The organism is Ensifer adhaerens (genome assembly GCF_002940685.1).
Lineage (GTDB): Bacteria > Pseudomonadota > Alphaproteobacteria > Rhizobiales > Rhizobiaceae > Ensifer > Ensifer adhaerens_E.
The window spans coordinates 41,164-53,649 of sequence record NZ_PNFP01000012.1; the positions used below are offsets into that span (position 1 = coordinate 41,164).

12 protein-coding genes are annotated in these 12,486 nt (G+C 64.8%); 6 read left to right on the plus strand and 6 right to left on the minus strand.

The genetic code is table 11. The annotated features are described in order from the left end of the window. Positions 1 to 25 precede the first annotated feature (25 nt). Positions 26 to 778: a septum site-determining protein MinC gene (gene minC, locus C1A35_RS22525; RefSeq protein ID WP_104666500.1), complete on the minus strand. Its 753-nt coding sequence runs from the start codon at positions 776 to 778 to the stop codon at positions 26 to 28. Positions 779 to 1,106: 328 nt separating this feature from the next. On the opposite strand from minC, the gene C1A35_RS22530 reads away from it, so the two are divergent. The 4 genes from C1A35_RS22530 (at position 1,107) to C1A35_RS22545 (ending at position 2,982) form a co-directional block, all read left to right on the plus strand. Continuing rightward, the gene (locus tag C1A35_RS22530) at positions 1,107 to 1,292 is read left to right on the plus strand and encodes a hypothetical protein (RefSeq protein ID WP_034798488.1); all 186 of its coding nucleotides are present in this window, start codon (positions 1,107 to 1,109) and stop codon (positions 1,290 to 1,292) included. 175 nt (positions 1,293 to 1,467) lie between these two features. Further along, positions 1,468 to 1,704, plus strand: coding sequence for a hypothetical protein (locus tag C1A35_RS22535; protein WP_234822954.1), 237 nt, complete (start codon positions 1,468 to 1,470; stop codon positions 1,702 to 1,704). A gap of 302 nt (positions 1,705 to 2,006) precedes the next feature. Beyond that, entirely contained in the window at positions 2,007 to 2,411 is a 405-nt protein-coding gene (locus tag C1A35_RS22540; protein ID WP_104666673.1) for a DUF1236 domain-containing protein, read from the plus strand. Positions 2,412 to 2,592: 181 nt separating this feature from the next. Further along, entirely contained in the window at positions 2,593 to 2,982 is a 390-nt protein-coding gene (locus C1A35_RS22545) for a cupin domain-containing protein (RefSeq protein WP_234822955.1), read from the plus strand. A gap of 113 nt (positions 2,983 to 3,095) precedes the next feature. Here the strand turns inward: C1A35_RS22545 and C1A35_RS22550 are convergent, their stop codons facing one another. Genes C1A35_RS22550 through C1A35_RS22560 form a run of 3 tightly spaced genes read right to left on the minus strand, consistent with a single transcriptional unit; the run spans position 3,096 to position 6,041 of the window. Beyond that, a complete protein-coding gene (locus C1A35_RS22550) occupies positions 3,096 to 3,818 on the minus strand; it encodes an ABC transporter ATP-binding protein (protein ID WP_104666502.1) in 723 nt (240 codons plus the stop codon). Further along, a complete protein-coding gene (locus C1A35_RS22555; RefSeq protein ID WP_104666503.1) occupies positions 3,815 to 5,056 on the minus strand; it encodes an ABC transporter permease in 1,242 nt (413 codons plus the stop codon). Before C1A35_RS22555 ends, C1A35_RS22550 begins: the two co-directional genes overlap by 4 nt. 7 nt (positions 5,057 to 5,063) lie before the next feature. Beyond that, positions 5,064 to 6,041 carry an efflux RND transporter periplasmic adaptor subunit gene (locus C1A35_RS22560; RefSeq protein WP_104666675.1) on the minus strand — a complete coding sequence of 326 codons (978 nt, stop codon included), beginning with the start codon at positions 6,039 to 6,041 and terminating at the stop codon, positions 5,064 to 5,066. 178 nt (positions 6,042 to 6,219) lie between these two features. Here C1A35_RS22560 and C1A35_RS22565 point away from each other — a divergent pair, with 178 nt between their 5' ends. Beyond that, a complete protein-coding gene (locus C1A35_RS22565) occupies positions 6,220 to 6,906 on the plus strand; it encodes a TetR/AcrR family transcriptional regulator (RefSeq protein WP_104666504.1) in 687 nt (228 codons plus the stop codon). Positions 6,907 to 6,958: 52 nt separating this feature from the next. On the opposite strand, the gene C1A35_RS22570 is transcribed toward C1A35_RS22565, so the two are convergent. Then, positions 6,959 to 8,695 carry a peptidoglycan D,D-transpeptidase FtsI family protein gene (locus tag C1A35_RS22570; protein WP_104666505.1) on the minus strand — a complete coding sequence of 579 codons (1,737 nt, stop codon included), beginning with the start codon at positions 8,693 to 8,695 and terminating at the stop codon, positions 6,959 to 6,961. Between the two features lies 1 nt (position 8,696). Then, on the minus strand, positions 8,697 to 11,153 hold the full coding sequence (locus C1A35_RS22575) for a penicillin-binding protein 1A (RefSeq protein ID WP_104666506.1): 2,457 nt from the start codon (positions 11,151 to 11,153) through the stop codon (positions 8,697 to 8,699). 289 nt (positions 11,154 to 11,442) lie between these two features. On the opposite strand from C1A35_RS22575, the gene C1A35_RS22580 reads away from it, so the two are divergent. Further along, positions 11,443 to 12,360: a LysR family transcriptional regulator gene (locus C1A35_RS22580; protein WP_104666507.1), complete on the plus strand. Its 918-nt coding sequence runs from the start codon at positions 11,443 to 11,445 to the stop codon at positions 12,358 to 12,360. Positions 12,361 to 12,486 lie beyond the last annotated feature (126 nt).

The window sequence follows — 12,486 nt, forward strand, 5'->3', positions numbered from 1 at the left end:
CATCCACACCTTTCCTTGCCTCGGCCTAACCGAGCGTTCCCGCCTTCAGCTCTTCGCCGTCGAGCCAGATCTGCACGGCCTTGCCACGCAGGTTCTGCTCCATGTCGTCGGCCGTCTTGTAGAAGCCGTCGATCGCAATCAGTTCCGCTTCGAGCTTGCGGCAGAAGATCCGCGCCGAGGCATTGCCCGTGGTGCCGGCCATCGCCCGGCCGCGCAGCGCGCCGTAAATGTGGATCGAACCGCCGGCGACGACTTCGGCGCCCGAGGCGACCGAGCCGATGATCGTCACGTCGCCTTCGGGGAAGAACAGCGACTGGCCGGAGCGCACCGGCTGGGTGACGACGATCGACGGCGTCGCCTTGGTGGCAAGCGGTTCTGCCGTGATCACGGTTTCCGCGGCTGCTTCCGCTTCCGGCGCCTCGGTCTTTTCGGCCTGTTCCGCCATCTTGGCTTCGTAGTCCGCCGCCGGGCGACCGTCGGTCATCGCGGGGGGAAGGTCGGCGCCGAGCAGAGACTGGCGCGCACCTTCGATGCCCATGATGCGCACGTTGCGCTTGCCGAGCTGGTCGACGAGTTCGCGCAGTTGCGACCGGTCGATGTCGAGGCCGTCAACATCGAGCACGACCGGGCGCCGCAGGAAGAAGCCGGCGGAGCGGGAGGCGAGATGGTCGAGGCGGGTGAGCCAATCCTCGAGCGGAAGCTCGGGGGTCAGCGCTAGCGCAAGGAAGGATCGCCCCTTGAGGCGGATCGGCCGGGATTCGGTTAACACATCGTTCATCTTGGTAAATTTTCCGTTGCTTCGGTGTATCGATCAAATGGTTAACAAATGGTTAATTCGACAATGCGAAGGTTAATGAGGCGGCGCTGAGGACCGGCCGTCGGACGCTGGAAAACAAGGAAAATCGAGCGACGGAAAAAGCCGCTCTTTTGCCCATCATCGCCTTGGCTTCGGCCGATCGGACCCTGCGCCAGGCGCCGGGAGACGCAGAAAGCGTCGATATGGCAAGAGCGATTCGTCCGGGCTCATGAAGGGAGTTGACATTGGAACGCTAAAATTAGAACATAACAAGAACAAATCGGAGGTTCCCATGAATCGGATGGAGACCATGACCCACACGGAAGAAGTGATCGAACGCGCCATGGCCGCCGTTGCGGCCGCCCGAAAGAAGCGGGAACGCGAGGCCGAATGGCGCAAGCGCACCTTCGGCCGAATCGACATGGCGCCGCCTCTGCCGCGACTGAAGCGCGGCGGGGTGCAGCTTTCCTTGCGGCTCGACGGTTCGGCACGGTGACAGAAGGCACGGTTGCTGCGGATCGGGCGAGCTGACGAAGATTTCGCAGCGTCTGGTCTGGCGTCGAGGAGGCCGGGCCACCTCGCAAACCACGGCTGCCCGCGCGTCATGACGGGCGGATCGAGACGACGCTTCGAGAGGACTGATAATGAGGCATCGTCGAAGCATCGAGCTGATGCCGCGCGAAAATGCGGCCGATTGCGGCTCGACCCTGGAGCTGCTGCCGGAATGGTATGTGCTCGTGGCGAAATGCGGGGCATGTCGCCACCAAGGGCGAATTGACCGCCGGATGATCGCCAAGACCTGCGGATGGGGCGTTCATCTCAATTCCATCGGCGGCACGCTCAAATGTTCGCGCTGCGGCAACAGGGAAGGGAACAACCTGCTGCTTGGCCGGTTACCCCGCGACTAGTGGGGCCGAGAACCTCGTCGCCGCCGGCTATGGCATCGGCGAAAATCGCTGCTTTTGATTCTGCAGGGTGTGCGGAGCGAAGTCGAACCATGTGCGCCGGCGGATTGTTCAGAGTAACGGTGCCAATAGTTGAAGTAAATGTTCGTCATTGCTTCGGATGTAAGGCATAATCTTCCCGATCGATCGGATCTCATGTGATTGTTGACGAAGGTCATCAAGCGTGATTCCAAGGATGGGAAGCAAATCTGGAGCAATTTATTACTCCATTCGTTGAGGTGGTGCTCGAACGAAAGGATGAGATCATGAAGAAGTTTGCAATCACGGCGGCTGTTGCTGCGCTGCTGGCAGGCTCTGCCTTTGCGCAGGACACCAACAAGGAAGCCGGTACGGCCGCAGGTATCGTTGGCGGCGCGACCGCGGGTGCGGTTGTCGGTGGCCCGATCGGTGCCGGTGTCGGTGCTGTCGTGGGTGGCGCGCTCGGTGGAGCGCTGACGCCTCCTCCGCCGGAAGTGGTTACCTATGTCGAGCAGCAGCCGGCGCCGCCGTCTGTCGTCGTTCAGGAACGGATCGTGGTTGGCAAGCCGATCCCGTCAGCCATCGTGTTGACGCCGGTTCCCGAAAACCCGCGCTACGCCTATGCTGTCGTCAACGACCATCGGGTGATCGTCGAACCGCAGTCGAGAACGGTGGTTCAGGTCATCAACTGACCGCGTTCCCAATCGTCTCTCCCCTAGGCGGCGCTCAGGCGCCGCCTTTCTTTTGCAGTTTGCGGCCGGCTACCGCAGCCGCCTTTACCGAAGGCGTGCGGATCGCAACCGGACCATCGTGCCGAAGCGGCAGCGCTGCTAAACTTGAAACCTCATGGGACTGTCGATCCAGGGGGGCAGCATGGACGTGATCGTGCATAGGAACCGGCCCGTCGAGCTATGGCGCCCCGGCGTCGAAACGCGGATGCTGATCTCGGCCGTGAACGGCGCCTCGCAATTGTGCCTTTTCGAGCAATGGGTGGCGCCCGGCGCCGGCGCTCCGACGCACCTTCATCCCGTCGAGGAAATCCTGGCCGTGATCGCCGGCAAGGCGGAAATGTGGATCGGCGCGAAGCGCCTCGTCGTTATGCCCGGCCAGTCGCTCATCGTGCCGCCGCTCCACCTCCATGGCTTCACGAACATAGGCAGCGAAACGCTCCACCTTCAGGCGACCCTCGCGTCAGCAAGCTTCGAGGCCCGGCTCGACGGTTCGGTCGAAAGCGTCAGGCGCTGGTGGGGAGAGGCGGACTAGAAAACACGGGTCTGGTTCGTACCGCGTAAGTTCCTGTTCTGATTAAGGGCGCTTCGCACTCGGTTCGCGAACGGCGACGTCGCCTTCGGCCTCGGCTGCGCGTTCGCCGAGACTCAGCCGTGCGGCGGCCCGTTTTCGCTCGGAAGCGTCGCATCCTCGGACTGCGTGCTCAGGCGCCCGTCGATCAGTTGCAGGCGCCGGTCCATGCGCGAAGCCATGTCGAGATCATGCGTGACTGCGACCACGGTCTTGCCCTGTTCGCGCACCAGCGTTTCGAGGATCTTGAACACCTGTTCGGAACTCTTGCTGTCCAGACTGCCGGTCGGCTCATCCGCAAGGATCAGCGGCGGATCGTTGGCGAGTGCTCGGGCAACCGCCACGCGCTGGCGCTGGCCGCCCGAGAGCTGATCGGGCCGCTTGTCGAGGTGGTCGGCAAGCCCGAGTGCCGCAAGCAGGTCGCTTGCCCTTTGCCGCATCTCGTTCCGGCCAAGGCGGCCGAGCTTGCGCATGGGGATCTCGACGTTCTCGCGGGCGGTAAACTCCGGCAGCAGGAAGTGGAACTGGAAGACGAAGCCGATATTGGCAAGCCGCGTGGCGGCGCGCTCGCCCTCGTCCATCCGCTCCGTGTCGCGGCCGCGGATCGCAAGCGTGCCGGCCGTCGGCCGGTCGAGCAGGCCGAGCAGATAGAGAAGCGACGACTTGCCGGAGCCCGAGGGGCCGGTGACCGCGACGAATTCCCGTTCGTCGATCTTGAGCGAGATGTCCTTCACCAATGTGACCGGCACTGTCTCCTGGAGGATGCGCGTCAGGTCCCTGGTCTCGATCAGCGTGCTCATGTCGCGCCCCTGATGATGTCGACGGGGTTGGAGCGGGCCGCGCGCCGTGCCGGCAGATAGCCCGCGACCGCCGCCGATCCGAGCGCGAAGGCGGCGGCAATCAGATAGTGCAGCATGCTCCAGGCGATCGGCAGCCGGGTCATTTCCTGGCCGGTCGCAGCGAGCTCGAAGCGGACGAGCGAGAGCGCATAGATCATCGCGAAACCGAGCGCCCAGCCGAGAAGCGTGCCGGCTGTGGCGATCGCCACGCCTTCGAGCACGAAGAGGATGCGCATGTCGGCCTCGGTGAAGCCGAGCGACTTCATGATGGCGATGTCGCGCGCCTTCTCGTGGGTGATCGTCGAGATGATGTTGAAGATACCGAAGCCGGCGACCAGCATGATCGCGGCCACGACCGTGTACATGATGACGTTGCGCACGACGAGCGCTTCCAGGATCGACTCGTTGGCCTCCTGCCAGGCGACCGCCTTGTAGCCGAGATCCGCTTCTATGCGGCGCGCGACTGCGGGTGCGACGTTCGGATCGTCGAGCTTGATGTTGATCTCGTTGATCGCGTTCGGCCGGGCCGAGAGGATCTGGGCGTTCTTCTGCAGCACATAGGCCTCGCCCTCGTCGCGCGCCGTCGTGCCGGTGTGGAAGAGGCCGACGATCTTGAAGCGGCGGCTGAGGCCCTCCGAAGAGACCGCGGTGATCGTATCGCCGAGCTTTGCCCCGAGCCGGGAGGCCATGGTGTCGCCGATCACGATATTGTTGCCGCCGGCGGCAAGGGCGGCGAAGCTGCCCGCCTTGAAGTCTCCGATGATCGGCGAGACCCGTGGCTCCGCCTGCGGATCGATGCCGATGACGGCGGCGCCGACCTCCTGGCCGGAATAGCGAATGACGCCCTGCGCCTTGAGGGTCGCGGCAAAGCGGCCGGGGATCCAGCCGTCGAGCCAGGAGAGTGCTGCCGTGGGGTTGATGATGCCGCGGCGGTCGTCCCGTGGCCTGAGGCCGGAAACCGCGGCGGCATCGAAAAGGTCTTCGGCCGGCTGCCGGCGCGCCTTGCGCTGCTCGTCTGTCACCTGCACATGCGGCATGGTGTCGACGAGCTGTCGGACGAAATCGTCCTGGCCGCCCTGCATCAGCGCCGCCATGGCGATGGAGAAGCCGACGCCGACGGCGACGCCCAGCATCGCGACGATCGTCTGCCGGCCCCGGCCGGAGATGTGAGTCAGCGCGATGTCGAAGATGAGGCGCATGGCAAGCTCATTTCTCGGCGGCAGGTGTGGCCTTCACCCGCGCGCCGTCGGCAAGGCCGGTCGGGAACGGGGAGACGACGCGCGCATCGTCTTCCAGGCCCGAAAGCACTTCGACGCCGTCGGCGCCGCGTATGCCCGATTTGAGTTCACGGATCCTGGCACGATCGCCGTCGATGACGGCCGCCTTCGTTCCTTCCAGCGCCACGGTCGGGAGGATCAAGGCGCCCTCTGATACCCGCACGATGATGTTGACGTCGGTCGACATGCCGATCCGAAGCGGCGTGTCGTCGGGAAGCCGAAAGCGCACGCGATAGGTCTTCGTCACCGGATCGCCCTTGGGAGTGATGCTGTCGACCGTCGCCTCCAGCTTGCGATCGGGAAAAGCATCAGACCGTAGCAATGCCTTCTGGCCGACTTCGACGCGCGGGATATCCTCCTCGTTGACGTCGGCGGTGACGATCAGCGGTTTCGGTTCGCCCACCCAGAAGAGCACCGTGCCGAGATCGGCAACCTCGCCGATCTCGCCGTCCTGCCTTAGCACCTGGCCGGCGCTCGGTGCCCTGAGCACATAGGTCGCGAGCCGCGCCTGGCGGCCGGCGACGAGCGCTTCGAGCTGCCCGAGTTCGCTGCGGGCCCGGTCGACTTCCTGTGCGCTGATCGTGCTGCGTTCGGAGAGCGCCAGCTTGCGACGATATTCCTCCTGCGCCAGCGTCAGCCGCGCCTGAAGTTCGCCGAGCGCTGCTCGCGCTTCCGTGTCGTCGAGACGGGCGAGCACGTCGCCCTTGGCGACACGCTCGCCCTCGCAATTGCACTGTTCGACGATGCGTTCGGCAACCGTGGGGGTGACTTTCGCCCAGGTGCGCGGCTCCACGACGCCATCGGCATAGATGATCTCCGCCGCATCGCCGCGCTTTGGCGTGACGGTAGACACCGGCACCGGGCGAAACAGATACCAGGTGACGGCGGCGCCGATGGCGACGACCATTGCCGATCCGATTGCATAACGAGCCAGCCGCACGAGACGCTCCTTGAAGACTTTCAATCCATTCTGTATAAATAGACCGACGGTCGGTTTGTTTCAAGGATACGCGTTTGTGCTTGCGATCGGGAGCGTCGTGGACCGCGCTGCAAACCCGTGCTAAGCCGTTGTTCCAGGAGCGCTTATGGTCAGAACGAAGAAATCGCCGGAAGTCCGATCGAACGAGCTGATCGATTGCGCCGAGCGTCTGTTCTTCCAGCACGGCTACGAGAACACGACGGTCAACGACGTCATCCGCGAGGCCAAGGTCTCCAAGGGCGCCTTCTATCACTATTTCGTCTCGAAGGAGGCGCTGCTGGAGGCGGTCGCCACCCGGATGGCGGAGCGGAACCTCAAGGAATTGCAACCGCTTTTCGAGGATCCGTCGCTGGATGCGGTCGGGCAGCTGAACGCGCTCTTTGCCGGCTCGCGGCGGCTGAAGCTCGACATGGCGCCGCAGTTGAAGAACACCTTCAACGCCCTCTTCAAGCCCGAAAACGTCGCGCTCTACCACCGTATCGACGAGGCGTTGATGGCCGTCAGCGTGCCGCTGGTCGCCGAGATGCTTCGGCGCGGGCATGCGGACGGGACGCTCGATGCGCCCGATCCGGAAGCCTCCGCCCTGATGCTGCTGCAACTGCGGTTGAGCGTTGCCAAGGTGATGCACAAGGCCCTGCAGCGGCAGGAGGCCGGCGACCTCGACGGGGCGGCCGCGATGCTCGACGGCTGGATGCGCACCTACGGCACCGCCATCGAACGCTTTCTGAAGCTTCCGGACGGGACGATCGAAGTGACCGAACCGGGTTTCGCCCGCACCTTTCTCGAGGCGTAGCCGGTCGTTCGGTGCTCTGCCACCCCATCCGTGCCGCCTGAGGTGGTAGGGTTCAAAGCGCTCCGTCGATCACGCCGCCGTTGCGCTCGCCTCCGTTCGAAGGCGACGGAAAGAGTTGGGAGCCGAAGGCGCCCTGGTCGCTGATTTCAGGGAAACTGACATCGGCGATCTCAAAATCGGGCATCAGCGCAAGCATCGGCAAAATGCGCTCGAAGACCGCGCCGCCCAGCGGCGCCGCGTTCCAGCCGGAGGTGCGAAAGCCATAGGTTTCCTTCAGACCCTTGGGCTCGTCGAGCAGGGTCAAAAGCAGGTAGCGCGGATTGTCGACGGGAACGACGCCCATGAAGGAGGTGATGTTCAGTTCCTTGGAATAGCGCCCGCCGACGACCTTCTCGGCGGTGCCCGTCTTGCCGCCGATGAAATAGCCTTTGACTTCCGCTTTCTTGGCCGAGCCGGTCTTGGCGTTGAGCCGCAGCAGATAGCGCAGTGCCTCGCCTGTCTCGGGCTTGATCAGATCGCGCGCGATAATGCGATCCTCCAAAGCTGCGCCCTTGATCAGCGTCGGCCTAATGAGACGCCCGCCGTTGACGAGCGCCGCGACCGCGATGCTCGCCTGCAGCGGTGTCACGGCAATGCCGTGGCCATAGGAGGCGGTCGCCGTATCGATCTCGCCCCAGCGTCGCGGCAATTGCGGATGGGCGCTCTCCGGCAGTTCCGTCGTCAGCCGCGACATCTGCCCGAAGCGATCGAGGAAAGTTCTGAAATTCTCCGGCCCAAGGGCGATCGCCATCTTCGCCATCGAGATGTTCGACGAATAGATAAAGGCCTCCGGCACGGTCAGCGGCCGGTACTGGCCGCGATAGTCGTTGATACGGAAGCGGCCGAAGGCGAGCGGCTTGCTGGCATCGACAACGGAGCGAAGCGTGAACTGGCCGGAGTCGAGCGCCATCGCCGTCGTCAGCGCCTTGAAGGTCGAGCCCATCTCGAAGGTGGCGGCCGCGATGCGGTTGATGCGGTCGGGTTTCAGCGCGTCCACCGGCAGGTTCGGGTCGAAATCGGGATAGGAAACGAGCGCCAGGATCTCGCCGTTGGTGACGTCGAGCACCAGCCCGGCGCCGGCCTTGGCGCTGAACTTGGCGATCGCCTTGCGAAGTTCGGTCTCGAGCGCATGCTGGATGCGGATATCGAGCGTCGTGCTCACCGGTTCCAGATTGCGGTGCGAGAGATCCATGCCGCTCTGGCGCAGCACCTCAAGACCCTGACCCTCGATCCAACGTTCGATACCGGCAATGCCGATATTGTCGATGTCGACCGCCCCGAGCACGTGCGCGGCGAGCGCGCCATTGGGGTAGAAGCGCTGCTTCTCGCGCTGGAAACCGACCGCGGGAAGGCCGGCATTCCAGACCGCCTGTTCTTCCGCCGGCGTTACCTGTCGCTTGATCCAGGCAAACGCCGCGCCGCTCTTCAGGCGGCGATAGAGATCGCGCCCGTCGAGATCGGGAAAGATCGCCGTCAGTTTCTCCACGGCCTCGTCGACATCGACGATCAGTCGCGGCTCGGCATAGAGCCCGGAGCTCGGCACGTCGATCGCCAGCAGGTTGCCGTTGCGGTCGAGGATCGAGGGGCGACCGAGCGACGGCGGCGGCGGTATGTAGCCGGTGCGCTCGTAGTCGGCGGCGCCGAGCTGGACAAGGCGCGCGAGCATGAGGCCGAAGACGAGCGCGAAGGCGCCGACGACGAGGAGAAGGCGGCCGCGCGGATCCGGCCGGCGATGACCCTGCCGTGCCATGTCAATAGAGCCCGCTGCTGTTGGTGAGGAGCTTTTCCCGCAGCTCGGGCGAGAGGTCCGCATCGGCGGTGACCGCGGCACCTGTCGTCTCGAAGCCGTCGATCACGGGGCAGCCGCCGGCGCAGGGCGCGGTTCCCGGCTTGAAGGATTCGAGGATGGCGCCCGGCGTGCCCGCCGGCACCGGCTGGCCGCTCTTCCGGTCGATCGCCTCGATCGTCATGCCTGATGGTGCATGGAAATCGGCCGCTGGGCGTCCTTCAAGCGCCACCTTCATGAAATCGATGAAGATGGGCGCGGCGAGACCGCCGCCGGTTTCGCCAAAGCCCATCGGCTTCGGCGTGTCGTAGCCGAGAAAGACACCGGTGACGATGTCAGGGGTGTAGCCGACGAACCAGACGTCCTTCTCGTCGTTGGTGGTCCCGGTCTTGCCGGCGATCGGCACGCCGAGCGAGGCGACATTCCGGGCGGTTCCGCGCTCGACCACCCCGCGCAGCATCGAGGTCACCTGATAGGCGGTCATCGGATCGAGCACGTAGTCGCGGTCGTCGACAGGCACGGGCTCCTCCTGGCCCGTCCACTCCGAAGTGTTGCAGGCGTCGCATTGGCGCTGGTCATGGCGAAAAATGGTACGGCCGTAGCGGTCCTGGATGCGGTCGACCATCGAGGGCGTGACCGCCTTGCCGCCGTTGGCGATGACCGCATAGGCAGAAACCAGCCTGAGCAGCGTCGTCTCGCCGGCCCCAAGCGACATCGGCAGGTAAGGCTTGAGTTCGTCATAGAGGCCGAAGCGCTTGCCGTAGTCGGCGACGAGGTCCATACCGAGATGGCGGGCGAGGCGCACGGTCATCAGGTTGCGGCTGTTTTCGAGCCCGACGCGCAGGGTCGACGGGCCGCTGAAACGCCCGTCATAGTTCTTCGGCTTCCATGTCCGCCCGGCACCATCGGCAAGGGCGATCGGCGCATCCATCACCAGCGTCGTCGGCGCGTAACCATTGTCGAGCGCGGCGGCATAGACGAAGGGCTTGAACGACGAGCCGGGCTGACGATAGGCTTGGGTTGCGCGGTTGAACTCCGACTGGGCATAGGAAAAGCCGCCGGCGACCGCGAGCACCCGGCCGGTGTTCGGATCCATGGAAACGAGCGCGCCCTGCACCTGCGGCGGCTGTCTGAGCACGTAGCCGTCGTCCAGCTTCTCCACGTAGACGACGTCGCCGGGCGAGAGAACGCCATCGGCGCCTGCGGCACAGTTCCGCTTGGCCCTGGTCGAGCGGCAGAGCGCCCAGTTCAGGCCTTGCCGGCCGAGGCGGATGGTCTCGTCGTCGCCGAGCGCGCCGCTTGTTGTCGATGCCGTCGGTCTGAGCCCGATCTCCGCCCCGTCCTTGTCCGTCGCCAGCACCACGCCGAGCCGCCATTCCGGTACGTCGGCGAGCGGCTGGAGGCTGGCAAGCGCCGGCGACCAGTTCCCGGTCGACGCGAGCCTGGTAACGGGGCCGCGGTAGCCCTTTGCCTGATCATAGGCGACGAGGCCCTTGCGCAGCGCCGCCATCGCGGCGGCCTGCAAGCGCGGATCGAGCGTCGTGCGCACCGAAAAACCGGCGGTGTAAAGGGCAGCCTCGCCGTATTGGGCGTTGAGCTGACGGCGGACGTCCTCGGCGAAATAGTCGGAGCTTGCGATCGCCGGCGATTGCCGGCGCTGCCTGACGCCGAGCGGGGCGGCCGCCGCCTTGGCAGCGGTCGCGGCATCGATGACGCCGTTCTGCCGCATCTGGTCGATCACCCAGTTGCGGCGGCCCGTCGCGCGCTCCGCCTGACGGTCCGGGTCGTAGTTGTTGGGCGCCTTCGGCAGCGCCGCAAGGAACGCCGCCTCGGCGACCGAGAGTTCGCTGACCGGCTTGTCGAAATAGGTAAGCGCCGCCTGGGCGACGCCATAGGCCCCGCGCCCGAGATAGATGTCGTTGAGATAGAGTTCGAGAATGCGGTCCTTGGAATAGGTCTGGTCGATCCGCAGCGACAGGATCGCTTCGCGCAGCTTGCGCTCCACCGTGCGGTCCGAGGTCAGCAGGAAATTCTTGGTGATCTGCTGCGTGATCGTCGAGCCGCCGATCATGCGCCGGCCGGAGCCGAAATTGGCGAGATTGGCAAAGAGCGCCGTGCCGATGCTCGCAACGTCGATGCCGGGATGGGTGTAGAAGTTCTTGTCCTCGGCCGACAGGAACGCCTGGCGAATGCGTGCGGGGATCGTGGCGATCGGCAGGAACAGCCGGCGTTCCCGCGCGAGTTCGGCGACCTTCGTGCCGTCGGCGGCATAAAGGCGGGTGGTGACCGCCGGCTCCCAGTTTGCAAGCGTGCGGTGGTCGGGCAAATGCCGTGTCAAGGCCGCGACGAGCGTGGCGGCGGCGAGCCCGACGACGACAGCGAGATTGAGGCATGTGCCGAGCAGGTTAGCGACGAATTTCATGGCGGACAGAGCGGACCTTCATGGCAGCGGGCAGCGCTGCCGGCACGGGCGTTCGTGCGGCAGGCGGTTATGCGGAGCGGAAACTGGTTACGCCGGCGTTTGAAGACGCCGGCTCAGCGACGATCAAACGGCGCATGGATCGGTTCTCCGAAAGCGGTGCGGCTCACCGCGCCTTTCCTGAGGTGACGGCTGCCGGGCAACGGCGCCGATGAAGTTCACCGTAAAGGGATTGTGCTTCAGCAACAAACCACGTTTATTTGCGAGACCCATTAGGTGAGTTAGGGCATTCATGGTCAGGCCATATCTTCCGCTCAATGCGCTCAGGGCTTTCGAAGCCTCGGCGCGGCATCTGAGCTTCACGCGCGCGGCAATCGAGCTTTGCGTCACGCAAGCCGCGGTCAGTCATCAGGTCAAGCTTCTCGAAAACCGCCTGAACGTCACCCTGTTCAAGCGGTTGCCGCGCGGACTGATGATCACGGCGGAGGGCGAAGCGCTGCTGCCGGTCCTGCGCGATAGCTTCGACCGGATGGCGGACATGCTCGATCGCTTCGAGGCCGGTCATATCCGCGAAGTGCTGATGATCGGCGCCGTCGGCACCTTCGCGGTCGGCTGGCTGCTGCCCCGCCTTGCGGATTTTCAGGCGAAGTATCCCTTTGTCGACGTCCGTCTTTCGACCAACAACAACCGGGTCGACATGGCGGCCGAAGGCCTCGACTTCGCCATCCGCTTCGGCGGCGGTTCCTGGCACAATATCGAGGCGACGCGGCTTTTCGAGGCGCCGTTATCCGTGCTTTGCATTCCCGAGATCGCCGACCGCTTGAAGACGCCGGCCGATCTGCTTGATGAGACGTTGCTTCGGTCCTATCGGGCCGACGAATGGGTGACCTGGTTCGACGCGGCCGGCATCGCCTATCCGGCGCCGCTGCTCAAGGGCATCGTTTTCGATAGTTCTCTGGCGATGATGGAAGCCGCAGCCCAGGGGATCGGCGTTGCGCTGGCGCCGCCGCTGATGTTTTCGCGGCTCCTGTCGAACGGCACGATCCGGCAGCCCTTCGATGTCCATACCTCGATGGGAAGCTACTGGCTGACACGGCTGAAATCGCGTCCCTTCACGCCGGCGATGAACGCCTTTCACGATTGGCTCGCCGCCGCGGCAGAGCAAGAAGTGGCCGCCATGCCGGCCACGTTTGCCGGCGCCGCAGGCTGACGACCTTTGCGGCGTGCGACGGCCGCTCCTGCGATTTGACGGCCCCGACGCGATGATGACGACCAGGCTTCGGTCGCGATCGGCCGAGACGGACGCTTGGAAGCCTTATTGCTCGCCGGTCTCCTT